Raw genomic sequence first — 24,711 nt, forward strand, 5'->3', positions numbered from 1 at the left:
TTGAAACAAGAGCTGATCAAGCGTTTTATTTCTTATGCTGAAATGGATACCCAATCGAATGAGGACAGCGAGACCTGCCCTTCCACACCCGGCCAAATGGTGCTTGCCCATAAGCTGGTAGAGGAGCTGCAGGAGATCGGGATGACGGAAGTCACAGTGGACGAGCACGGGTATGTTATGGCTTCACTGCCGGCGAACACGGACAAGGATGTTCCGGTAATCGGCTTCCTGGCCCATTTGGATACGGCGACTGATTTCACCGGCACGGATGTGAAGCCGCAGATTGTCGAGAACTATGACGGGAACGATATTGTGCTAAATGAGGCGCTTAACATTGTTCTGACTACGAAGAGCTTCCCGGAGCTGAGCGGCTACAAGGGGCATACCCTGATTACCACCGACGGCACTACCCTGCTGGGGGCAGATAACAAGGCTGGTATTGCGGAGATCGTTACGGCGATGGTGTATCTGCTCGCGCATCCGGAGATCAAACACGGTAAGATCAGAGTTGCTTTTACCCCGGATGAAGAAATCGGACGCGGCCCGCATAAGTTCGACGTTGCAGCATTCGGCGCTTCCTATGCCTATACCGTTGATGGCGGCCCGCTCGGAGAGCTGGAGTATGAGAGCTTCAATGCCGCTGCCGCCAAAATCAGCTTCCATGGGGTCAACGTACATCCCGGTACGGCCAAGGGTAAGATGATCCACTCTTCCAAAATCGCCATGGCCTTCCATCTCCGGCTTCCTGCCGGTGAAGCGCCTGAATTCACGGATGGATATGAAGGCTTTTACCACCTGATCTCCATGCAGGGTAACGCTGAGCACAGCAAGCTGCAGTATATCATCCGTGACTTTGACCGCGAGAATTTCGAGAACCGCAAAGCCCATATCGCCGCCATTGTGGATGAATTCAAATCTACTTACGGAGCAGACAATGTAGTGCTGGAGATGAATGACCAGTATTATAATATGCGTGAAAAAATCGAGCCGGTGCGCCACATCGTTGATATCGCCCGGGAAGCGATGGAGGGTCTGGGAATAGCGCCGGTGATCCGCCCGATCCGCGGAGGGACTGACGGCTCACAGCTGTCCTACATGGGCCTGCCGACACCGAATATCTTCACCGGCGGCGAGAATTTCCACGGCAAATTCGAATACGCCTCTGTAGACGTAATGCTGAAGGCTGTTCAGGTTATCGTAGAGATTGCCCGTCTGGCTGAGCAAAAAGCTTAACGCCTCCTGCATAGCACAAATACCCCCGGATAAAGCGCATCCCGCTTATCCGGGGGTATTTGTGCTGCGCGGAGCTGCTTCCACGGAGTCTTCTCCGGCCCGGCCCCCGGCAGGCTGCAGCTCAGGTTCATTCTGGGCCAGCACTTCCCTGTATCCTTCGCCCCAATGTTTGATACTAAGCAGGCCGGATTCCAGGCCCCGGGCCCATTCGGTCAGAGAATACTCTACCTTCTGGGGCACCTGCGGGTACACCTCACGATGAACCAGACCGTCACGCTCCAGCTCCCGCAGCTGCATGGCCAGCATCCGCTGGGTAATTCCCGGACATAATCTGCGCAGTTCATTGAACCGCTTTGTACCGCTGATTAGATGGTAGAGCAGGACTCCTTTCCATTTACCGCCGATGACCTCAAGCGTCCGCTGAAAAGAATCCATTTCTTCATCATGCCTCATCTCTTCCGCATCGCCGGAACTATCGTTTCTCCCCTGTACATTCATATCTGCAAACTCCTCATTGTAGGATGTTCCGTTAATTAATACGATTGTATCATATATAGATTTCCACGTTTATGCCAATATGGCAAAAAACCTCTGGAAGCCTTAAATATAGGCACCCAGAGGTCATCAATAGTTACAGACACAGGACAGACACCCTCCTGCTGCCTGCTATTACTGCTTCACCGGCAGCCAGCCCGGCGTATGAATCAGTGCATTCCAGAGCGGGTCCGGGATTACAAGCTCAGCTTGGGCGGCAGGGTCCAGCTCAGTCTTAATCTCAGCTGCACGCCCTTCGGCAACCTTCTGAACCCAGTCCGGATCAATTAGGAGCGGACGGCCCAGAGCGACCAGGCTGATCCCGCTGTCCAGACCCTTCAGGGCATCAGCAGCGGTATAGAGCGAGCCTACTCCAATTACCGGAGCCTTGCCTCCGACGCGGTCTACAATCTGCTCGATCCGCGGACGGCTGTCCTCGGTACCCCGGCGCGGCAGCGACCACAGCTCCATCAGGGAAGCATGCAGATAATCAAGCCCTTCCCCTGTCAGTGCATCGATTAGCGCAAAGGTATCGGCCATCGTAATTCCCGGTGTTTCCGGCTCTTCAGGCGAGAAGCGGTACCCCACAAGGAATTCCCCTTGTGCATGCTGCTTCACCGCATCCTTGACACTGCGCAGAACAGCCAGCGGGAAGGCCAGGCGCTTCTGTAGATCGCCGCCCCAGCGGTCTTCGCGCCGGTTCGAATGCGGGGAGAAAAACTGCTGCAGCAGATAGCCGTTGGCACCGTGAATTTCCACACCATCGAATCCGGCCTCGATCGCCCGGCGTGTAGCTTCTCCGAAATCAGCAATAATTCCGGTAATTTCTTCATCCGTCAGTGCGCGCGGAACCGGTCCTTGCCCGCCGCCCGGAAGCTCCGAAGGCACATCACTTGCGCTGACCGTCTGTCCGTCCGGCAGCTGTGCCGGAGGGCATTGGCGCCCGCCGTGGAAGATCTGCAGAACCGCCTTCGCCCCTTCACCCTTAATAGCCTCAGCCAGCCCGCGCAGGCTCGGAATCAGCCCGTCGTGGTCAGCACCGAATTCTCCAGGGAAGCCCTTCCCGCCGCGTGATACATATACACAGGCGGTAATGACCATTCCTGCCCCTTTGGAGCGGCGGATGTAATAATCAAGCTCCGGCCCTGAGACGGTTCCATCCTCATTCGAGGAGAAATTGGTCATCGGCGCCATCACCACACGGTTCTTCAGTTCAATGCCGTTCGCGAACTTAAACGTCTCCAGCAGCGGGCTATATTCTGTCTTCAGCAGCATAATTATCAATCTCCTCCATTAGTCTAATCTATATGAATTTCATTTCATCGATCTGTCGCGGTCAGGGTCATCTTTCCAAATGACGTTCTCCCCGTAATTCTTGCCCCAGTCATACATCATGCGCAGCACAGGCATCAGCGTATGCCCATACTCCGTCATAGAGTATTCTACTCTCGGCGGGACCTCAGCATACACCCGCCTGAATACCAGCTGATCTTCCTCCAGCTCACGCAGCTGATTGGTCAGCATTTTCTGGGTAATATGCGGAATCAGCTTCTTCAATTCACTGAAACGCTTGGTTCCTTCCAGACCCAGGTGCCACAATATGATAAGCTTCCATTTGCCGCCGATGACAGCAAGCGTAAGCTCCTTCTCGCAGTTGATTTCCTTCAGATTGATACGGTCTTTAATCTCAGTCGCCAATATAAGTCCCTCCTTTCGTTCTTTAATATCATACTACAATACACCCGGGGGCTGCACATCGCCAGCAGACGCCCTGGGGCAGACCCATATAACGTAACAGACCGCAGGCCTATGGCCTGCGGTCTGTATGCTGCATGTGGTATTATTCTTCCCTTGTTATTCCTTGACCAGGCTTCCCTGCAGGCTGGCTGCACTGAAGTCCGGCTGGGCTTCAATCGTAGTGTCGCCTGCAGCTTTGGCTTTGTCCAGGGCGGCGTTATAACGTGTGTTCAGATCCTGAAGATCCTTGTCCAAATCTCCGCCGGTAAAGATATATCTGTTGAACACATCCATCTTCTTCGTTCCTTCCAGACGTCCTTCGGTAGCTGTGAACGGAGTTGCCGGATAGATTCCGTCATACTTGGTTGGCAGGAAGTCCTCGATTCCCGGGATATCCGGAGCTTTCGCTGCGGCAGCAACAGAAGGAATAACAGAAACCCCGTATCCGCCTTCCTGGTAAGCGATCTGCACCTCATCGCTGTACATCCACTCGATAAACTTCCAGGCGGCCTCTTTCTGCCCGGAGTCTTTGCTCATCGCCAGATAGCTGCCGGAGATGACCTGGCTGGCGCCGTTCTGCTGGCCGTCCACGGTCGGCGGCAGTGCTGCCGCCCAGCGGATTTCCGTCGGGAATTGAGTTTTGTACACACTAGGCTCAACAGAATGGTTGAAATACATCCCGATTTTACCTTGAGCGAACTGTGCCCGCAGCGGATCAATATCGAGCGATTCCGAACCCGGCATCATGCTGCCGTCCATTACGATCTGCCGCAGGGCTTCAAGCGTCTCCTTGTACATGCCGAAGTCGAACTTAGCGGTCTGGAAATTGAAGCCTTCCGTTCCTTCTGTCTTACTGAGGGTTGTGATCGGATGGGCAATGCGTTCAAACCCGCTTCCGCTCTTGAAATTACCGGCGAAGCCGTAAGCACCGCTGTCTTTCCCCGCCTCCGTAATCTTCTTGGCGTCCTCCACCATTTCGGCAAGTGTAGCTGGCGGCTCGGTAATCCCGGCCTTCTCGAACAGATCCACGTTATAGATCAGGCGCCAGAACTGGCCAATATTCGGCAGGGTGTAGATTTTGCCGTCAACCATATTCTTCTCATTAATGAGCACGCTCTCGAACCGGCTCTTCATTTCCGGCGTGATATAGCTGTCGAACGATTCCAGATAGCCTTTTTTGACCCAGGCCGGTACATTGCCTGTATCCACGCGCAGAATATCCGGCGCCTGTTTGCTGGAGAAGGCGATATCCACCGACTGGGCGTAGTTGTCAGCCATCACTTTGAATTCAATATCCACATTAGGGTTAAGCCCCTCATACTCACTGATCTTCTGCTCAATGAAATCAGAATCATGACGGTCGATGGACCAGTAGACCAGCTTGGTTTGCTCAGCGGAGGTATCCCCGCCCTCTGCCTTTGTATTATTTGAAGCGGTTGACGAAGAGCATGCAGCCAGCGATCCTGCCAGCAGCAGCGAAGCTCCAGCCAGCATCCATTGATTTCTTTTCATCTTGAAACCCTCCCTTTTCTTTGTGTAATCGCATTCATTTCATATGAAAAGTATAGAATGACTGCGCGTTTGTAAGTGAAGGAGAAAACAACTATTCAGGGGAGACGAAATCACTGTTTCCGCGCTGCACCTCCGAAGTGTATTTGGAGCGGAAGTCAGTCGGCGTCATGCCGGTATATTTCTTGAACAGTTCAGTGAAATAAGGACGGTCCTCGTAGCCCAGCGAGATGGCGATATCCTGAACCTGCATGCCCTCGAGCACCCTCTCCTTGGCCTTCTCCATTCTGCGGCTGATAATGTACTGGGCGAGTGTCATCCCCATTTCCTTCTTGAACAGATTGGAGAAATAGCTGGGGCTCAGATGAACCTCCCTCGCACAATCGGCAACCGCAAGGTTGCGGTGCAGGTTCTCGTTGATGTAGGCGATGGCACGCTCTACCAGCACACGCGCTTCACTGAACTGGCGGATTTGCACATAAGAGCAGCCCTGGCGGCAGAATTCCCGGATCTGACCCCGCAGCTCCTCGAATGAGGCGGAGGTATTCATATCGGCCAGCTTCTTCTCCAGCAGCTTGACCTCAGCGTCTGATGCTTTGTCAGAGAACACACGGTGGACCGAATGGGCCAGCTCCAGGCACATCGTCTTGACGATCGCCGGATCGGGCAGCACGGGAGCACTTAGCCACTCATTCCAAATATTGTCCAGCTGCTCTTCCGCCTTAGCCAGATTAGCCGAACGCAGGCAATAGAGCAGTTCTTTCTCCTTGTCAAAAGAGTATCTAGGCAGCGCGGCATCCCTCTCCGGCGATTCCACATAGCGGTATACACTGTTCCCGCCGGTCAGGAACGTATTGGTCAGCGCAGACAGCGCCTGGGCATAGGATACCGACAGCTGACCGGCCTCCTCCACTTCCCCGCCGAGTCCGATTGACACGGTCTGGTACGTATGCCGGCAGACATTCTCCCGGCATTGCTCGGCCAGCTGCTCCGCATCAAGCTCCACCGGGGGATTCATCACGATAATGAACTGATTAACATGCTCGCGGAACACGAGACCCTGCGTGTACCCGCCAATCGTCTCCTCCAGAATGTTCTGCACCGCGAATCGGATCAGCTCAACCTCAGAGACCGCCAGCGCGGCCGTACGCTCGGCAAAAAAGTCGATCTCCGCCACCATTACACAAAAGTCGCGGCTGTTCATTGTAATCGCATAGAAATCCCACTGCTGGCTGCGGTGCTGCTGCCTGCTGCCGTAACGGATCAGGAGACGCATATACTCCTGACGCAGATAAGGCATACTCTCCCGCAGCTTCTGCTCCATCCCCCGCATCTGTTCAGCCTGCGAGCGTTCACGCTCCAGCACCTCTTTAGCCTTCAGGACGGATTCAAGCACCTGCGGCTTGGTAAAGGGCTTGACGATCAGGTCAAAGGCCCCGAGCTTCACCGCCTCCTGGGCATAAGAGAAATCGGAATAACCCGTCAGGAAGATCAGCTTGATCCCCGGCTGCTCCGCCAGAATCAGCCTCATCATCTCCAGTCCGCCTACGAACGGCATCCGGATATCCGTCAGTACAATATCCGGACGGTGTTTGCGGATTTGCAGCAGCCCTTCTTCCCCGTTGGCCGCCGTTGCAGCGACGACGATCCCGTGCTCCTCCCAGGGAATCCGCTGGGACAAGCCGCGGACCACAGCCGGAATATCATCTACAATGCATATTTTTACAGGTTCAGCGTGGCTCAGGATAAACTCCACCTTCCATTGGAATTGAGAGAACCGCTTCAGTCTCTATGTGTGGACGGCTGCGGAAGGTTAAAGAGGCTTCCTTGCCGTAATATAACTGCAGACGGCTGCAGATATTGGTCAGGGCATATCCCCCGCTGCCGGCCGGCTCTTTCAGCCGGGCATTCAGCTGCTCCGCATCCATGCCCGAGCCGTTGTCAGCCGTCCGGATCACGAGATGCTGCGCCTCTATGGATACAGAGATCGTAATCATGCCTTCGCCCCGATGCTCTTTCAGCCCGTGCAGAATGGAATTCTCCACAAGGGGTTGAATAATAATTTTCAGGACAGGCAGCTCCAGCAGCTCCGCCCCCGCAGTTATCGTATATTCGAACATTCCCTCATAACACTGCTGCTGAAGGTTCAGATACTGGCGGACATGCTCCAGCTCCTTGCCCAGCGTTGTAATCTCCTGCCCGTTGTTCAGCCCCAGCTGGAACAGCGCGGACAGGGAAATCACCATCTGCTTCACATCTTCATATTCATCCATTTCACATTTCCATAAGATTGTATTGAGCGTGTTATATAAAAAATGGGGTTCAATCTGCGCCTGCAGCGCTTTGATCTCCGCCTTCCGTTTTTCTTTTTCCGTATCTTTGACCTCAAGAATCAGCCCGCTGATCCGGTCCAGCATCTGGTTGAATTTGCGGCCCGCTTCCCCGATCTCATCCTGGAACGGACTCTCGAAGCGGGCATCCAGATCCTCATGCTCCACCCGCGACATCGTCTTCTGCAGCTTCAGCAGCGGCCCGAGCAGCAGTGCCGAGAGGTATCTCGCCAGCAGCAGCGCGATAACAATACACACGGCCATGATCATCAGCACCAGCCACTGAATGCTGCGAACAGGCTGAAGCAGCTCCTCCTTCGACTGGTAGCTGACCAGCCGCCAGTCCCCTGCATACCGCGAGTCTGCGTAGCTGACCAGCATCGTCCCGCCCCCCGCAGCATATTCGAAGTTACCGCTGTCCGCTTGAAGCAGCTTGTTCGTAAATACCGCTGAGCGGGACCAGTCCGGCCGCTCCTTGTCTCCGAAGACACTGGCTCCGTCCTTGTTGATCAACAGAAATTTGGCACTGCCCAGGCTCGCGCCTCCGCTGACGGCATCCTCCAGAATGTCCTCCTTCACATTAACGGTCAGGAAGACATCCGGCACATAGCTCTCCGTCAGCGGCTGCAGCAGCAGGGAGATTACATGATGATTGCCCGCGAACAGCTCGTCCTCATGGCTCTCCACCCAATTCGATTCGGGATTATCCTTGATCCGCTGATACAGCAAAGACTCCATAAATGGAGTCGCTGTTCTGCGCAGATTGCCGGCGGAGTAGAAATCCCCGTCCGGTGTACTGACCAGGATCGATTCAATGGAGTTCTCTGTCAGCTCCGCCTGGGTGAAGGGGCCCTGCAATAAGGAGAAGTTCGCAAAGAACCGGTCGGTATTATCCGCTTGTATATCCCGCATCGTCTGCTTATACGCTTCACTCAGCATCATGGTGGAGGACGCCACAATGATCTGCTTCAGCTTCTGGTCCAGCACGTTAACGGACTGGTTCAGCACATTGCGGTTCAGGTCGATGGAGTTGCGTTCCATAGCCCGCGAAGCAATTGAATAGGCCCACAGGCCGGTGACCGAGATACAAAAGACGGTCAGCCCGGTGAATGTCAGCCATATTCTTTTCTTCAGCGAGGTCCGGTACAGCCAGGCCTTCAGCATGATTACACATCCTTCGTTAAGACTGGCTGCCGGTGGACCGCCGCGTTAGCCTTAGCCCGCTTAGCCCTTCACGGAGCCCGCTGTCATCTGCATGAATGATTTGTTGGCAAAAATGTAGACAATAATCATCGGCAGCATCGACAGGCATGCGCCGGCAAGCATTAATTGGGGCTGTGCCGCATCGCCAACACCGTATTTCAGATTGGCGAGACCCACGGTAAGTGTCTGCAGGGAAGGCTGCGTCATCGTAAATACCAGCGGCAGAATGTATTCATTCCAGGCGCCGCGGAAGGTCCAGAGCGCCGTAACGCCAAGCGCCGGTGTCAGGAGCGGCAAGATAACACGAAAGTATACGCTATAGAAGTTGCAGCCGTCAATAAACGCCGCCTCATCCAGTTCCTTCGGAATTGCCCGCACAAAACCGATCAGCATGAAGAATGCAGTGGCATGGCCGCTGATCAGGATGATGATGACGCCCCAGAGCGATTTTTGCAGATTCAGTGAGACCATGAGATCAAACTGGGGACGCAGCACGACAGCACCGATAGAGATGAACAGGGTGCAGGACTGAATGACCACATACAGGCGTTTCCCGTAGAAATCCACCCTTGCTACCGCATAGGCAGCCATCGTTCCTATCAATAAAGTCCCTAACGTCGTAAAGGTGCTTATAAATACGCTGTTCCAGGTAAACCTTGCGAAATTAGCGGATGTCCAGGCCTGCGCATAGTTATCGAAGATCCATTCCTTCGGCAGCAGAGTAGTTCCTGTAGTCAGCTCCAGGTTAGATTTAAGCGATCCGAAGAACGCCAATATGATGGGGAATAACGCAAACGCTGCTACGATCAGCAGGAAAATCCACAAGAGTACCCGGGACAGCAGCGCCTTGTTCTTTAAGGAACGGCTGGTCTGCGCCGAAGCCATTTTCGTTTCCGCATGCATTGTGCTCACTGTTCATTCTCCTCTCTTTTAGTAGATATCATTCAGTTTCTTGGAGACATAGAAGTAAATCAGGGTAATGATACCGACGATAACCGCCGTAGCAAATCCGACCGCGCTGCCGTAACCGAACTGCTGGATGCTTGATCCTCCGCTGGATACCGGGAAGAACAATTTATAGAGATAGAGATACATAACTTCCGTCTTGCCGTAAGGACCGCCCTCCGTAAGCACCATGATACTCTCGTAGCCCTTCAGGGATACGGTAATCGCCAGCATGATGATCATCTGCAGCACAGGTCCGAGCATCGGGACGGTAATACTCCACATTTTGCGCAGCGGCCCGGCACCGTCCAGGGAAGCGGCTTCATACAGATCCTCCGGAATATTCTGCAGCCCCGCGATAAAGAGCAGCATATAGTTGCCGACTGCGCCCCAGATCGCGATAATAATTGCCGTGACCAGGGCATGCTTGGCGCCCAGCCAGTCTATGGGAGCGGATACAATTCCGGCACCCATCAGCAGCTGATTCACCATTCCGTTGTAGGAGTTGAAAATAACGTAGAACACAATCGCCATTACCGAAGCACTGATTACGGTAGGCAGGAAATAAATGGCCCGCAGCAGCTGGCGCCCCTTCAGGGCGCGGTTGAGCACTACAGCCAGCACAAAGGACAGCGGGATCGTAATGATCAGCTTGCCGCCTGCATAAACGAAGGTGTTCACCACTGACTGCCAGAAATCCTTATCCCGGAACAACCGCTCGAAGTTATCGAGGCCGATGAAGAGCGGTGTACCAAAACCCTGATAATCATAGAACATGTACTTCAATGCCCAAAAGACGGGATACACTCCAAAAATCAGCGTCAGAATCAAACTGGGTGCTACAAAGGTCCAGGCGTTTATTTGCCGTTTCGTTCCATTCATTGATTGTTCCTCCTGTCTATTCGGCTCGCGTTTCTTTCCTTAATCATAAATCCCGCTGTGCAGACACAGTTAGGGAGAAAGCAACTGCGCTAAGGGGGAGAAATTCACTTTTTCATGAAATCCGGCTTCAAAGCCGGGAGCCCTGCCTTGAAGGGTGATTTCAGTTGCTTTGTCCCCTCTCCTCCCTCCGTTTACCCATCCCGGGTCCCGTCCCCGGGCAGCTATACTTATGGTAGAAATTAAGTAAGTTTAATTAATGAACTCGCATTCACGGGGAGGCCGCAAATTTGCCTATGCATTCATCTAATTATGGCACCGCCGGTGCCGGCCCCTTCGGCGGCTATGACCAGGAGCAGCAGAAGGGGCTCCGCGCCAGAATAGAGCAGTATCCGGCGATCTCGCAGGAATATGTAAGACAGCAGCAGCTGTCCGCACAATTCGCCGCACGTGAAGAAGCGGTTCCGCTTAGCCGGCTCGGTGTATTCCGGGTGGAGCCGTTCGTCTTCAAGGTGCCCGCCCAGGCCGCTTACCTGCAGCTGTCGGTACAGGTCCGGGGACAGGGCGTTGCCCGGATCGGCGGTGTACGACTGACGCATTCCCAGCTCGGCCTGCCGGTGACGCTGATTAATGGAAGCTTCCGCCAGTCGCTGAAAGGCTGGACGCAGGAGCCGGGAAGCGGCAGCAGAGTGGCGCTTGAACGGCTGGCCGGGGGCGGAAGCGGACTGCAGCCTTCCGGCGTCACTCCGGCTGGAGGTGCACAGGAGGAGGATGTGCTCTGTGTACGCATCAGCAATGAAGCGGAGGAAGGCATTACCGTGCTGCGTTACGAAGAACGCCTGCCGGTAACCGCAGGCCATTATTACGGCATCCAGACGGAGCTCAGCCTGGAAGCTCCGCTTGGCAGCGGCGGCGTATGCACTGGAGTTACGTTCCTGGACGAAGACGGACAGCCGCTCGGACCGGAGCAGTCCGGAGCGCTTTTCAACCGGCCCACGCTGACCAACTGGGCTTATCTGCTGGAGGCTGCCGGTGCTGACGCCAACCTGTATAGGGTGAGCGGTGAAGATCATTATGCCGCCCGGGCGGGGCGCAAGCTGCAGTACATGCTGGCCGATATGCGGCAGGGTATGGATATCTTCCGCCGGGACGGCTGGCATGATGATGATACTTATGGCGCTGTGCATATCGGACGCGGTCTGGCCGCCGTCTCGGTCATCTATGACCAGATTGCCGGAAGCGGAGTGTTAACTGCCGGGGAAATAGAGGCGCTGCTCTCCGATCTACGCTATATTGCGGCGATGATGATGGACACCGCCTACTACCGGTTCGATCTGGAGACCTTCCCTGATGAGAAGGGCGGCAAACGCAGCAACTGGAATGCGGACCGGGCGACCGGGCTTGGTGTCTATGCGCTGCTCTTCCCGCAGGAGCCTGAGAGTGCTGGCTATCTGAAGCATGCCTGCTCCGTAATTGACTGGCAGCTGACAGAGGTAGTGGATCAGGAGGGGGCTTGGCCGGAGAATGTACGTTATCACGGCGCCGTGCTGCACCGGTATTTCCTGTTCTTCGTGCTGCTGAAGCGGCTGCAGGGAGCGGATTACTTCAGGCACCCCAAGGTAAAAGCAATGTACCGCTTCCTGATTGGCATCGTCACCGCAGAGGACATCATCCAGGGCGGTCATGACGCCGGACCTGTTCTGCTGACTCCTGCCGTCGGCGATGCCAATGTACAGGAGAAATGGTTCCGTCTGCTCGGCTACGCAGCTCCATTCTATGCAGAGGAAGATCCGCAGCTGTCGGCGGAAATGGTCTGGACCTGGAAGCACGGCGGCGCACCGGTCCAGGATACCGGAGCTTTCCCGCTACCGCTGATCGCACTTGTATATCCGCAGCCGGATCTGCCGGAGCAGCAGCCCGCCCTCCGCTCTGTGCATTATCCCGGCATCGGATACGTCATCTTCCGCAGCGGGGAGCAGAACCTGCGGAACTATGCCATCTACGAGGCTTCGCCGCTGACCTATCACGCCCATCATGACGAAGGCCATTTCTCCATCTGGGCAGACGGGGTTCCGCTGACGCTTGATGCCGGAACCGGCGGTTATTACAACGGGGACCGGCACTGGTATGTATCAGGCGCGGCGCATAATATCGTCCAATTTGCTGATGGTTCAGGCGGCTATGCTGACGGTCCGCTGCAAAGCGTCTGCCGGGAGGTTATCTTCTCAGAAGAGCTGGATTATGTCAGAAGCCTGATCCCGGATACACGTGCCGGTGAGTATGAGCGGAATTTCCTGTATATCAAGGCAGGCTTTGACGCTTATCTGGTCTGGGACCGGATTGAGGACGGAGCAGACAGCGTGTGGAATCTGCATACACTGAGTACAGAGGCTGAGATCACGGGGCAGGAGATTGAGGTTGCAGCGTTAGGCGGCATGAGGCTGAGTGCGCATATTGCAGAGCCGGCCAGTCCGGTCATCACTGCCGGAGAAGGTGCTGTAGGCGGAGCCTATCCGCTGGCGGCGCAGCAGCATTTCCGGGTGCACGGCAAGGCGGGCGAAGACTATGTGGTGCTGCTGCATCCGCGCACAGCAGCAGCTCCCCCGCTGCGGCTGGAGCCGCTGCTGTGCGAAGACGCCGGCGGAGGTGTGCGGGTATATAAGATTTCCCGCGCAGACGGTGCATGGTGCGTTGCCGCCATCAACGGCTCAGGGCAAAGCCGCCGCGTCCGTATTCCCGGCGGCGTCCCGCTCCGGGTACTCGGCACGGAAGGTGCGGAAGCAGAGCGCGGCGGCCACGCGGCGGACGATACCCTGATTCTTAAGCCGGGAACGATTCAGATTGCCGTTCCGCAATAAGGAATTTCCCGATTCATCTGCTATTCACGGCAGAGCTCCAGTACCTTCTATAAAATCCTGCACGGAATACAAAATTTTCCTGATAATATCTGCCCAAATCCAAAATTGTTGTATAAAAGGCAGCATTTCGTCCCGTTCACGCGGCTTGGCAGATTTATTCTTGCAGTTTCTACAACAATTCTCCCGAACACCCGGCTATCAAGGAAGCATTATTGCACAACGTACAACATTTATGCCTATAACACTTACAAGGAGGAAATAAAGTATGAGTAATCTAGGAGTATGGGAACCGGCTGAGCCGGGCGTCAAACGCTGCATTCTGAATGCGGCAGCCAGTCTGATGATGATGGAGGTTCATTTCGAGGAAGGCGCCGAGGGCTACGAGCACAGCCATGTGCATGAGCAGATGAGCTACTGTCTGCGCGGCAGCTTCGTCTTCCGCATCGACGGCAAGGAATACGCCTTGTCCGCAGGCCAGAGCATAGCGATTCCGCCTAACGCCAAGCATGGAGTGACTGCGCTTGAAGCCAATTCGGCGCTGCTCGATGTGTTCACACCGATCCGCGAGGATCTGCTTAAGCGTTAAGCTGATATAGGTAGCCGGGCAGGCACATCCCGCCTGGCACCTGCCATAATAGACAGTGCCGCTGCCCATTCCGGCAGCAGCATCAACATCAGCAGTGCCATCGCCCGGCACCCTTACAATGCAGACAGCCTGCCCGGAAGTTCCGGACAGGCTGTCTTTACGTTACGTTATTCCAGATTCGCATGTTTGCCGAACATCCTGCCCGTGGTCTGCCCCGTCTGCTCCATCATCCGCAGGATAACCGCATCGTAGAATACCAGCAGCGTCTGCTCGAACAAGGAAGCCATTGGCTGGATCGTAGCATAGCTCCCGTCTGCCTGATCCTTGGGCGAACCCGGCAGCTTGACGATATAATCAGCGAGACGCCCCAGTGACGAATCAGGGCTGATGGTCACGAGCACTACAGCTGCGCCGATCGCCTTGGCTTTCTCCGCCATGGATACCAGCCCCTTGGTCTCGCCGGAGCCGGAGCCCAGCACAAGCACATCGCCGGGGCCGATCCCCGGGGTTACCGTCTCCCCGACGACAAACGCAGCCTGACCAGCTTGCATGAGCCGCATCGCGAACGCCCGGCCCATCAGGCCGGAGCGGCCGGCACCGGCTACAAAGATCTGCCCGGAGCGCAGCAGCAGCTCAGCCATGGCTTCGCCTTCTGCGGCGTTCAGTCCGGAGACCGAGCCCTGCAGCTCCTTCACAATTTCCTGTGCGTAATCCAGCGTATCCATAGCTGCTTAAGCCTGGCTTACAAGGCGCTTCATTTCCGCCGCAGCCGCTCTCTGATCCGCTTCACCGGTAATCCCGCCGCCCACGATTACCAGATCAGGATTCGCAGCAATCACTTCAGGCAGCGTGCCCAGTTTAATTCCGCCGGCAATCGCTGTTTTCGCTTTTGTAACCACACTCTTAATCGCTCTCAGATCCTCGAAGGAATTCTTGCCTTCTGCCTGATGATCATATCCCGAGTGTACACAGACATAATCAACGCCAAGTGCGTCCACTTCAGCGGCTCTGGCCTTCAGATCCTTCACGTTAATCAGATCAACCAGGATTTCTGCACCGGTCTTCTTGGCCTCTTCCACCGCGCCGCGGATCGTTGAATCATCGGACACGCCAAGCACGGTAACGATTCCCGCTCCCGCTTCTACAGCTTTCATCACTTCATAGCCGCCGGCATCCATGATTTTGAGATCGGCCAGGACCGTGAGTGCCGGAAAAGCGTCCTTGATCGCTTTTACCGCATGCAAACCTTCATTAATGACAACCGGTGTTCCAATCTCCACAATATCTATAAATTCGGCCACTTCCGCAACAATAGCCTTGGCTCCCGCAATATCCACCAGATCGAGTGCTAGCTGTAATTTCATAGGTTTAGAATCTCCTCGTCGTTAATATATTTTAGTAAGTGATGTACTAAGTTTAGGTATATACTGCCGATAAGGGAAGTAGGCACTTTATTGTGATGTAGTTACCTGAAGGATACTATTGGGCGGGGGCCGGGCTGTCTGGTGCGTCTTTTTGAAAACGAAGGTTGAATTTATTCAGAATTTTCTTAAATTTACTGCATTTTCACAAAAGCTGTGCTACCATACATTAGATTTACAAATTCTCCGGCGGCAATCCTATTTCAACAACAAGAAGGTGTACAGTTTATTATGGAAGCAAGCAAACCCAAAGAGTTCAATTTAATTAAGCTGACCTGGCCGATTTTCCTCGAGCTGTTCCTGTTTATGCTCATGGGGAGTGTAGATACATTCATGATCAGCTCCGTGTCGGATGATGCAGTCTCCGGTGTCGGGGCAGCCAATCAGATTATCGCCATAGCCATTCTTGTGCTCAGTGTCATCGGGAACGGCGCGGCCATTGTCGTGTCGCAGTATCTCGGTTCCAGGCAGCCCAAAGAAGCAGCCAAGGTAACCGGCAACGCCATAACGCTCAATCTTGCGGTCGGGATTATTCTGAGTACAATTCTGCTGCTGTTCGGAGGAACGCTGCTGACGGCACTGAATGTGACAGGTGAAATTCTCGTCTATGCCAAATCGTATATGCATATTGTCGGGGGCGGAATCTTCCTTCAGGCACTGCTGAACGCCCTGGCCACCACCATCCGGACGCACGGGTTCACGAAACAGACCATGGTAGTCTCTCTGCTAATGAACGTGATCCACGTCGGGGGCAATTACCTGCTGATCTTCGGACATTTCGGACTGCCGGCACTCGGTGTCGAAGGCGCAGCCATCTCAACAGTTGCCAGCCGCCTGATCTGTCTGGTCCTGTTCTTCCTGCTGCTCTACCGGATCATGGATGTGCGGGTTAAATGGACCTATTACACTCATCTCTCCAAAAAATATGTGCTGCAGATTCTCAAAATCGGCATCCCGTCCGCTTTTGAATCGGTGATCTATCAGTGCTGCCAGCTGGTCTTCACTTTATACATCACTTATCTGGGTGCTGAAGCCATGGCTACCCGCCAATACGCGCTGAACATCTCCAGCTACATCTTCCTCTTCAGCGTAGCCGTATCCATGGGCACCTCGATCATTGTCGGCCATCTCGTGGGTGCTAGGAGGCCCAAGGAAGCTTATTCGCGGGTGTTCTCCAGTGTAAAGTGGGCGCTGCTGGTCACCGTAATTATGGACGCGGTTGTCATTCTGTTCCGCGTGCCGCTGATGGGCCTGTTCACGGATAATCAAACGATTATAACTATGGGCGCACAAGTGATCCTGCTCAGCTTCTTCCTCGAGACCGGACGCACCTGCAACCTGGTCATTATCAACTCGCTGCGCGCTTCAGGCGATGCCAAGTTCCCGGTCTACATGGGCCTGATCTCCATGGTCTGCATGAGCTTGCCGCTGGGCTATTTCCTGGTGTTCACGCTTGATCTCGGTCTGGCCGGAGTCTGGCTGGCCACTGCATTCGATGAATGGGTCCGGGCGGTCATTATGTACTTCCGCTGGAAGAGCAGAGCCTGGGAGAAACACGGCCTGATCCAGCATGAACCTGCAGAACCGCTGAGCGCTGCGCCGGCGCATTAATCTGCGGCAACAAACAGGCGGTTCACCCTGATCTCTGCGATTGGGGCGGGCCGCCTTTTGAATCCGCCTCCGCAAATAAGGGATGCCCCGGCCGTGTAATCCGGCTAATTGGCATCCCTTTGTCATAAGGCTGTACGCTTATCAGGTTCCTTTGGCTACTGCTTCTTTATGCTTGGCGGCGAACTGCTCTGGTGTAATCGCTTTGCCGAACAGCGCCTGAATCATATCCAGATGGACCTGGGCGGCGTTCGGCTTCATCTGGATATCAGCAAACAGGGTGATGCTGCTCGCATGGTTTAATTCATTCAGCAGTTCGACATACAGCTGCGGCAGCTCTTCATTCGTGGTATCCACTTTGGTCGCCGGAATTACACCTGCAGTGGTTACAGAGGCCTCTCCCCATTTGTATACGAAATATTCGACAAATGCTTTCGCTTCTTCCTTAACCTTGGAAGCCTCGGCTACGAACAGTCCGACACCCGGACCGCCAACCCAGCTGTTGATATTGCCCTTTCCGCCTTCCACCGTCGGGAATTTGAAGAACCCTACCTTATCTTTGAAGTCTTGCGGGATCTCCGGATTCGTCGTGAAGTTAGGAAGCTCCCAGGTACCCGTCAGATACATTGCCGCCTTCTCATTCAAGAATTCCGATTTGCCCTCATCATTAGATAGCCCGTTGAAACCGCTGTTGAAGGTGTTCATATCCACCAGCGTCTGCACTTCAGCCGCAGCCCGGACCAGGCCGGGATCATCGAAGTAGCTTGTCCCTTTCGTTGCGCGCTTCAGTGTATCGCTGCCCGCGATACGGTCAGCAAGGTACATATACCATAGCGAGCCGGTCCAGCGGTCCTTGTTACCGAGGGCAACAGGAGCCACGCCATGCTGGGATAACGTTCTTACCACTTGCTTGAACTCCTCGTATGTAGCAGGTACCTGGAGATTATATTTTGCAAAAATATCCTTATTATAGTATATCGGGGAAATGTTCAGCTCAATCGGCAGTGCGTACGTCTTATTATCGACCACATAGGCTTCGGTAGTGCCTGTTACGAATTTACCCTTTAACCGCGTACCATTCAGGATGTCATCCAGCGGAGCGAATAATCCGCCCTTCACATAAGGCTCCATGAAGCCTGCTGCCCAGGTGATTCCTACATCCGGAAGGTCATTCGAGGCAGAAAGCACCTTCAGCTTATTCTTGTACTGTTCATTCTCCAGCACACCCTGCTGGATTATAATATTAGGATTCTCTTTCTCGTACTCCCCGATGATCTGGCTAACCAGCTTATTCTGCTGGGCGGAGAGGCCGGCCGGCCATAGGTGCATCATATGAATCGTTATTTTTGGGGCCGAAGCATTGGTGGCTGCCGCCGCACTATTATTATCCTGTGTAAAGCTGCAGCCGGTCAGAACAAGGGCCAATGTAAGTGTCAGGAACAGTCCCCTGGTTATGTTATTCCTCAACATTGCTATAGCCTCCCATTTCACATTACGCGGCCTGATGTAATCGCTATCAATCAAATTCTAGCATCGTACCCGGAGGGATATAAGACTACACTTATTGGCTAAAATTCCACATTTAATGGATTTCCTGCGATCCGCCCTTCATTTTATGCCTATACCGGCTTGGGCTTAACTGTTCCAGCGACTTAAACACCTTAATGAAGTACTTATCCGTCCGATAGCCTACCCGCTCCCCGATCTCCCCTATAGACAGTGAGGTCTGCAGCAGTAATTCCTTAGCCCGCTGAATTCGCAGACGCGCCAGATATTCGCTGAAGGATACTCCGGCCTGCTCCTTGAACAATACGCTGAAGTAGCTGGCATTCAGATGGATGAGGCCCGCTACCTCTGCCATTGTCAGCTGTTCATGCAGGTGCTGCTCCACATAGGCGATCGCTTCTTTGACCGGCTGCCCCATGCGCGCCTGATCCGGGTCAATCTCCATCAGCTTATGATCCACCAGCTTCTCCAGCTTCACGTGGCGCTGCTGCTCTTCCTCCCGCTTCAGCGCATCCTCAACCACGGACAGCAGCTCGGACTTGTCCAGCGGCTTAAGCAGGTAGTTGACCGCCCCCAGCCGCATAGCCTGCTGCACATAATCGAATTCGGCATAGCCGGATATGACAATAATAACGGGCTTCCAGGCTGACTCCTGCAGGGAACGGATCAGATCCAGTCCGCTAACTTCAGGCATGCGCACATCTGTAATCAGCAGATGAACCCGCTCCTGCCGCAGCCGCTCGCGCGCCTCAACCCCGTTGTCGCAGGTCTCCACGGCATACCGGCCGGCCGCCCATACTTCCAGCGTCTGCTTGATGCCCTGCCGTGTTCTCGGTTCATCATCCACGATCAGAATCGTCCTATTGCTCAGGCTCATAGGTATATCCTCCATTGCTTGGAATTTCAAAAGTAATAACGGTCCCTTCGGATAACCTGCTCTCTATCATCAGACCCTCCGACTTGTTGCCCTCTTCCCCGTAATACAGCTTGAGCCGCCGCTGTACATTCACCAGGCCGACCCCGTTGCCTTTGGCGGAGATCGACGGGCCGCCCTCCAGTGTATTGCGCAGCGCCCGCAGAGTATCCTCCTCCATGCCGGGCCCATTGTCGGATACCTTCACCGAGGTCCAGCCGTCACGGGGCGATGGGGTGATCGTAACCTCCACACTGCCGCTGCCGACACGGCTCTCCACTCCATGAAGAATGGCATTCTCCACAATCGGCTGAATCAGCAGCTTGGGTACCGGAACAGCCGCCTCGCGCGGGTCCAGCACAATATCCCAGGACAGGCGCTCGCCCATCCGCATCTCCATGATCTTCAGATAACGCCTGATCTGTTCAACCTCTTCACTAAGCGCAACCCACTCGTCTTTATTATTGGGACTGCCAATAATATAGCGGAACAGCCTGGACATTACTACGACCAATCCGGCCAATTCCTCCTCCCCCTTTTCCTCAAGCGACCAGTTAAAGGCTTCCAGGGTGTTGAACAGAAAATGAGGGTTGATCTGCGCCTGCAACGCTTTGAGCTCGGTCCGGCTCTGTAATACTTCCTTCTCGTAGACGACCCGGATCAAATCATTCATATTGGCCACCATGCCGTTATAGGTATAATTCAGCTCCCGCAGCTCCATCGTAGAGACCTTCTGCGAGTTGGGCGTCAGCACGCCTAAGCGCGATTTGCGCATAGCCCGGATCAGATGAATAATCGGCCTCGTGATCATCGTTGACAATAGAAACGACATGATCAGGAAAAGCAGGGCTCCCAGCCCCCCTGACAGCAGCAGAACCGTCCGCAGCACAGATAACCCCTTGGTGACATAGCTGACAGGGGTCAGCACAAGCAGTGTCCAGCCGGTCTTGTCCGAGCGCAGCTTAACCTGTACATACTCCTTGCCGTGAAAGCTGACCGTCTGGTCCACACTTTCCAGCAGCGGCAGCAGGTCCGCCTCCGGTGTTCCGCTGCTGCCCAGGAGCCGGCCTTCATCATTCACCAGCAGCACAGACTCGCCTCCTTCACTGCCGGAGATCGGATCATCCAGCTGGAAGTAGCTTCGCTGGATGCGCGCCATCAGATACCCTCCCCGCGAGAACCAGCGGTCCATGAGGCTAACCTGGCGGATGGCCAGCAGGCTCTGGCTGTCATGCGGATCGACGCCGATCCAGACCAGCCGCCCTTTCTGGATATTAGCCTCGCTGATATACGGCTCGTTGATTCTCGTCCCCAGACTGCCGTCCTTAATCGGGAAGAGCAGCCGGTAATCGGCGGTATACAGCTCAAGAGATCCTACGCTCGGCATATACGCCTGATAGCTGGAGATAATCTGCAGCAGCGACTGCCGCTGATTGAATGACACTTCATTGCCGTTCAGCTCCTCCAGAAGCAGCTGCTGCACCGTAGGGTGGTTAGCCACCTGCTCCATCAGGCTGTCAATCTGGCCAATCAGCGCATTCAGCCGTCCGTTCGCCTGAACCGCCGTCTGCTGGATATGCCGCTCAGCATTATTTTTGAGCAGAATAGATACCCGGTCATATACAAACGCCCCTGAAACCAGAAGAATGATTAGCATAACCAGCACAAAGCCGATGAATATTTGATTGCGCAGCGTGTTGAGTTCTTTGAATCTCTGGAACATCGGAATTCCTTCTTTCCTTGGCAGCGTTTCCAACTCTATTCTCCAAAAGTCCCGGGGTTTGTCAAGAGAAATTAGTTGCCCGGCACAGGGCAGCAAAGAGCCCTTAAGCAGTGCTCCTTGTTCCAGGAGCTGTTTAAGGGCTGCAGCAGAAGGGACTAGATGAACATTAGCGGATTGATCCACTCCCGGTCCAGGGCTATCCACAGTAAGGCCAGCAGGACGGCGCAGATGCTGTACATCAGTATCTTCCGGCGGGTTGGCTCCAGGTAAATATCCAGAATAAAGATTATAATTGCTATAGCAGGTACGGCAACAAGCAAAACCGGATTGCGATATTTAATATTTACTGTATTCAAGATAACCATAATCAGAAGAAGAAGCCTAAGATATTTGTTCATAGCCATACCACAACCTCCTTGCCGTTGAGACCATTTTCCAATTATGTATTCCTTATCCTCATCTCTAATATCCCTTGATTCCCCGCTATTGTCAACCCCGGACACCCATCCGCTGCCAGGACAAAAAAAATAGCCCGTTCCCCACAGGGAACTGACTGCTATGGTGTCACTGCTATAATCTGATTCTGTACAGAGCGTTCAGGAATTGGCAGATTACCGGATGGTAATGCCTTTCTTGATCGCCTTCATGTCAAAATTCGTATTCACAAGCATAGGCAGTATCTTCATGCTTCTGGTCATCGGCGAGTTGCATTGCCAGCAGGTAGGGACATATTGGAAGGCGAAGTTGTCGCGCATCCACCCGGAGCAATCTTCCTTAGTGCAGGACCAAATGGCTGTGTCTTCTTGGGGAAGATCCTCCAGCGCTTTTTTACGAAAATACATAAGTACCCCTCCTAATAGCTTTGTTAGCATATACTTCCTGAACCGGTTCTTACAAAGCCCGCTTCGGAAGCATACCCTTCGAATAAAGACATATTTCCAGCCCAACCGGACTGTTATGGCAGGATGGTAGCTTGTTCTGGCCTGTTCAAAAAAAAAGCTGCCCTCAACTTGTGTTAAGGGCAGTCTATTTTTTAATACTACAGTTTTACAACGTTTTCGGCTTGTGGTCCACGAGCGCCTTGAGTTACATTGAACTCAACGCGTTGGCCTTCGTCCAAAGATTTGAAGCCGTCGCCAGTGATTGCGGAGAAGTGTACGAATACGTCGCTTCCGCCTTCAACCTCGATAAAACCGAAACCTTTGTCTGCGTTGAACCATTTTACTGTACCTGTTTGCATGATATTACCTCCAAGTTTTATTTAACACATGTCCTTTTATTCCTACGTATTGTACGAACAAATAAAAATTCACACATTGGAAAAGGATTCATACGCACAAATGATAACCTTTTACAATATGTGAATTAAGGGTTAAATTTATGATTGACTTCATTGTAGCACACTAATTCTCTAAAAGCAAAGGATTACTTAAAATTACTTAAAAATAAGTGAAATTATATCGTACCCGGCGCACGGCGCTCCATGAACAACCGCACCGCGCGCCCGGCAGCTGCAGGGTTTAGTCGATATATCCGGCCAGTCCCTTGTCCATCAGATAGTCCATCTCCGCATCGAGAATAGTCTCTACGGTCAGCTCGTCCAGCTTAACATCGCGCTGCGCAGTAACATAATCGACCAGATCATCATTATCGATATCAATCTCGCCCTTGGCATTGGCCTTGGCTTTGTTGATGAAGGCCTGTTCGTGCTTCAGCACCAGCCGGATCACGGCCGCATCCACCTTCGTCTGTGCAGACAATACTTCCACCAGTTCCTGCTCATTCACTTCATTACTCATCTTCGTTAGTCAGCTCCTTGGCATTTATGCACAATGATTGTACCACAAGTCCCCTCAGGCCGCGCAGCCTCATCTCCACCAGGGAAGAGCAGGATACTCCGCAGCTCCGGCCACTACAGTCTCTCCTATTCTTGGTGTAGCCAGCCGTACCCCTTTAGCTGCAGCCGCAGCTGCAATGCGCTCCACCGGATCGGTCCAGTCATGCATCGACAGGGTGAAGGCCCCCCAATGAACCGGAATAAGCAGACCTCCCCGCACATCTATATGTGCTTCAACCGTCTGTTCCGGCAGCATATGGATATCGGCCCAGCGCGGATCGTATTGGCCGCATTCCATCAGCGTGAGATCGAATGGGCCATACTTGCGTCCAATCTCGGCAAAATGCGGCCCGTAGCCGCTGTCCCCGCTGAAGAAGAGCTTCGTATCCGCTCCTTGGATTATCCATGAACACCACAGTGTGGTGTTGCGGTCCAGCAGACTCCGGCCGGAGAAATGCCGGGCCGGCGCGCTGGTAAAGGTCAGGCCTGCATACGCAAGCTCATCTCCCCAGTCATGCTCGCGGATCTTCTCTGCGCTTACCCCCCAGCGGCGCAGATGGGCGCCGACACCAAGCGGCACAATGAACAGGCCTACCTTATCCTTAAGCTTGCGGATGGTGCCGTAGTCCAGATGATCATAATGATCATGGGATAACACAACCGCATCAATCTGCGGAAGCTGGGAAATCTCCAGCGGCAGCTGCTTGCTGTAACGGCGGCCGCCGATGAACGGGAACGGGGACGGGGCATTCCCCAGCATAGGATCCAGGAACAGTGTGACCCCGTCCATCTCCAGCAATACCGCAGAGTGGCCGAACCAGGTAACGCGGGTGCCCGGGCCTTGCCCGATGGATGCAGGTTGCAGCGGCAGCGGCTGCAGGGGCTCGGCCGGCCTGGACCGGGGATTGCCTCTAATGAAATCCTTCAGAATGGACAGGCCGCCACCGCCAGCTCTCTCGCCGATGAGTTCAGCCGTCTGCGGATAAGCAAATTTGCCCTTGCTATAATTAAGCGAGCGGCTGTTCAGCGCCTTTTCCTGCTTCCCTGCCCTCCGTCCAAACGCCGGATAGAGGGTCATAAGCAGATACGCCGCTGCAACAAGTATCACCAGAGAAGCTGCAATATCAATAACAATCAGAGTCATGCGGTAAGCCTTCTTTCTGCGAGTTCATTTCTGCAGGCTCCAGCCCGGAATTTTGCGTATATCCCCATCCCAGATCTGCACCGTGCTCTTCACCGGAACGTTATCCGGAGAGGAGGCTGTATGAATATAACACGAATCAATGCCGATTGTTTCCGCTCCGGCAATATCCGTACGCGGATCATTGCCGATCATAATCGCCGAACTTAGATCGGCACCATAGGTATCCGCCAAGTAGCGGTAAAAAAGCGGGTCCGGCTTGCTTACTCCGGCTTCGGAGGAAATGGCTATCCCATGGAATAAATGCAGAATGTTCAGCATGGTTAATTCTGCCTCAATGAAGGTCTTCTGGCCATTAGAGAGCAGATAGACCTTCTTGCCGCGTGACCGCAAGGTCCGGAGAATCTCCGGGACTCCGTCATAGAGCGCGATATGGTTCATGGATAAGGTCCGCAGCCAGCGGACAGTCTCATGCAGCCAGGCCTGCCCGGGATTCCCCCCTAAGTCGCGGGCCACGGCACGGAAGACCTCTTCCATGACGAAATCGGGAAACTGGCATTTCTGTGCAGCGGCTTGAAGCTGCCGGTCACGCTCGGCAAGGAAACGGGACTGCAGCTCCGCCCCTGCCGTGCGCAGCCCGTGATAGCTGAAATGAAGCGCCAGCCGCTCCCATACCTCCGGATGCTCTTCATCTGTCTCAATATCAATTAAGGTTCCGTATAGGTCAAAAATATAAGTCTGGTACATA

23 protein-coding genes are annotated in these 24,711 nt (G+C 54.0%); 4 read left to right on the plus strand and 19 right to left on the minus strand.

Going from position 1 to position 24,711, the window contains the following annotated elements; genetic code table 11:
- A complete protein-coding gene (gene pepT, locus GC101_RS22705; RefSeq protein WP_171719130.1) occupies positions 1-1,233 on the plus strand; it encodes a peptidase T in 1,233 nt (410 codons plus the stop codon).
- Between the two features lie 45 nt (positions 1,234-1,278).
- On the opposite strand, the gene GC101_RS22710 is transcribed toward pepT, so the two are convergent.
- The 8 genes from GC101_RS22710 to GC101_RS22745 form a co-directional block, all read right to left on the minus strand.
- Entirely contained in the window at positions 1,279-1,686 is a 408-nt protein-coding gene (locus GC101_RS22710; protein ID WP_246354474.1) for a winged helix-turn-helix transcriptional regulator, read from the minus strand.
- Between the two features lie 216 nt (positions 1,687-1,902).
- Complete coding sequence (locus tag GC101_RS22715) at positions 1,903-3,036, minus strand: NADH-dependent flavin oxidoreductase (RefSeq protein ID WP_425497157.1); 1,134 nt, start codon at positions 3,034-3,036, stop codon at positions 1,903-1,905.
- Between the two features lie 45 nt (positions 3,037-3,081).
- A complete protein-coding gene (locus GC101_RS22720) occupies positions 3,082-3,465 on the minus strand; it encodes a winged helix-turn-helix transcriptional regulator (protein ID WP_042140377.1) in 384 nt (127 codons plus the stop codon).
- A 156-nt stretch (positions 3,466-3,621) separates the two neighbouring features.
- The gene (locus GC101_RS22725; RefSeq protein ID WP_171719133.1) at positions 3,622-5,016 is read right to left on the minus strand and encodes an ABC transporter substrate-binding protein; all 1,395 of its coding nucleotides are present in this window, start codon (positions 5,014-5,016) and stop codon (positions 3,622-3,624) included.
- Positions 5,017-5,107: 91 nt separating this feature from the next.
- Positions 5,108-6,769, minus strand: coding sequence for a response regulator (locus GC101_RS22730; RefSeq protein WP_171719134.1), 1,662 nt, complete (start codon positions 6,767-6,769; stop codon positions 5,108-5,110).
- Positions 6,744-8,507: a cache domain-containing sensor histidine kinase gene (locus GC101_RS22735; protein WP_171719135.1), complete on the minus strand. Its 1,764-nt coding sequence runs from the start codon at positions 8,505-8,507 to the stop codon at positions 6,744-6,746. Before GC101_RS22735 ends, GC101_RS22730 begins: the two co-directional genes overlap by 26 nt.
- Before the next feature lie 60 nt (positions 8,508-8,567).
- The gene (locus tag GC101_RS22740; RefSeq protein WP_171719222.1) at positions 8,568-9,431 is read right to left on the minus strand and encodes a carbohydrate ABC transporter permease; all 864 of its coding nucleotides are present in this window, start codon (positions 9,429-9,431) and stop codon (positions 8,568-8,570) included.
- Positions 9,432-9,476: 45 nt separating this feature from the next.
- Entirely contained in the window at positions 9,477-10,373 is an 897-nt protein-coding gene (locus GC101_RS22745) for a carbohydrate ABC transporter permease (protein ID WP_042140380.1), read from the minus strand.
- 293 nt (positions 10,374-10,666) lie between these two features.
- On the opposite strand from GC101_RS22745, the gene GC101_RS22750 reads away from it, so the two are divergent.
- Together GC101_RS22750 and GC101_RS22755 are read left to right on the plus strand one after the other, a co-directional pair.
- On the plus strand, positions 10,667-13,228 hold the full coding sequence (locus tag GC101_RS22750) for a heparinase II/III domain-containing protein (RefSeq protein ID WP_246354476.1): 2,562 nt from the start codon (positions 10,667-10,669) through the stop codon (positions 13,226-13,228).
- A 265-nt stretch (positions 13,229-13,493) separates the two neighbouring features.
- The gene (locus GC101_RS22755; protein ID WP_039304833.1) at positions 13,494-13,814 is read left to right on the plus strand and encodes a cupin domain-containing protein; all 321 of its coding nucleotides are present in this window, start codon (positions 13,494-13,496) and stop codon (positions 13,812-13,814) included.
- A 167-nt stretch (positions 13,815-13,981) separates the two neighbouring features.
- On the opposite strand, the gene hxlB is transcribed toward GC101_RS22755, so the two are convergent.
- Together hxlB and hxlA are read right to left on the minus strand one after the other, a co-directional pair.
- The gene (hxlB, locus tag GC101_RS22760; RefSeq protein WP_171719137.1) at positions 13,982-14,539 is read right to left on the minus strand and encodes a 6-phospho-3-hexuloisomerase; all 558 of its coding nucleotides are present in this window, start codon (positions 14,537-14,539) and stop codon (positions 13,982-13,984) included.
- Positions 14,540-14,545: 6 nt separating this feature from the next.
- The gene (gene hxlA / locus GC101_RS22765) at positions 14,546-15,178 is read right to left on the minus strand and encodes a 3-hexulose-6-phosphate synthase (RefSeq protein ID WP_042140384.1); all 633 of its coding nucleotides are present in this window, start codon (positions 15,176-15,178) and stop codon (positions 14,546-14,548) included.
- A gap of 288 nt (positions 15,179-15,466) precedes the next feature.
- Here hxlA and GC101_RS22770 point away from each other — a divergent pair, with 288 nt between their 5' ends.
- Entirely contained in the window at positions 15,467-16,846 is a 1,380-nt protein-coding gene (locus tag GC101_RS22770; protein WP_076243606.1) for an MATE family efflux transporter, read from the plus strand.
- A gap of 141 nt (positions 16,847-16,987) precedes the next feature.
- Here GC101_RS22770 and GC101_RS22775 read toward each other — a convergent pair whose 3' ends face one another.
- From GC101_RS22775 to GC101_RS22815, 9 genes are all read right to left on the minus strand, one after another.
- A complete protein-coding gene (locus tag GC101_RS22775; protein WP_216626720.1) occupies positions 16,988-18,313 on the minus strand; it encodes an extracellular solute-binding protein in 1,326 nt (441 codons plus the stop codon).
- 112 nt (positions 18,314-18,425) lie between these two features.
- Complete coding sequence (locus GC101_RS22780; protein WP_039304820.1) at positions 18,426-19,226, minus strand: response regulator transcription factor; 801 nt, start codon at positions 19,224-19,226, stop codon at positions 18,426-18,428.
- Complete coding sequence (locus tag GC101_RS22785) at positions 19,210-20,985, minus strand: cache domain-containing sensor histidine kinase (protein ID WP_171719138.1); 1,776 nt, start codon at positions 20,983-20,985, stop codon at positions 19,210-19,212. The genes GC101_RS22780 and GC101_RS22785 overlap by 17 nt, the downstream gene beginning before the upstream one ends.
- A gap of 155 nt (positions 20,986-21,140) precedes the next feature.
- Positions 21,141-21,389: a hypothetical protein gene (locus tag GC101_RS22790; RefSeq protein ID WP_171719139.1), complete on the minus strand. Its 249-nt coding sequence runs from the start codon at positions 21,387-21,389 to the stop codon at positions 21,141-21,143.
- A 207-nt stretch (positions 21,390-21,596) separates the two neighbouring features.
- Positions 21,597-21,827, minus strand: coding sequence for a cold-shock protein (locus GC101_RS22795; protein WP_039304815.1), 231 nt, complete (start codon positions 21,825-21,827; stop codon positions 21,597-21,599).
- 197 nt (positions 21,828-22,024) lie between these two features.
- The gene (locus GC101_RS22800; protein WP_019914790.1) at positions 22,025-22,225 is read right to left on the minus strand and encodes a cold-shock protein; all 201 of its coding nucleotides are present in this window, start codon (positions 22,223-22,225) and stop codon (positions 22,025-22,027) included.
- Positions 22,226-22,505: 280 nt separating this feature from the next.
- Positions 22,506-22,784 (minus strand): hypothetical protein, encoded by a 279-nt coding sequence (locus tag GC101_RS22805; protein ID WP_042140389.1) that lies wholly within the window; start codon positions 22,782-22,784, stop codon positions 22,506-22,508.
- A gap of 69 nt (positions 22,785-22,853) precedes the next feature.
- On the minus strand, positions 22,854-23,966 hold the full coding sequence (locus GC101_RS22810; protein ID WP_171719140.1) for an MBL fold metallo-hydrolase: 1,113 nt from the start codon (positions 23,964-23,966) through the stop codon (positions 22,854-22,856).
- 24 nt (positions 23,967-23,990) lie between these two features.
- Positions 23,991-24,710, minus strand: coding sequence for an HAD family hydrolase (locus GC101_RS22815; protein WP_171719141.1), 720 nt, complete (start codon positions 24,708-24,710; stop codon positions 23,991-23,993).
- Between the last annotated feature and the right edge of the window lies 1 nt (position 24,711).

Source organism: Paenibacillus phytohabitans, from assembly GCF_013141775.1.
GTDB lineage: Bacteria > Bacillota > Bacilli > Paenibacillales > Paenibacillaceae > Paenibacillus_AQ > Paenibacillus_AQ phytohabitans.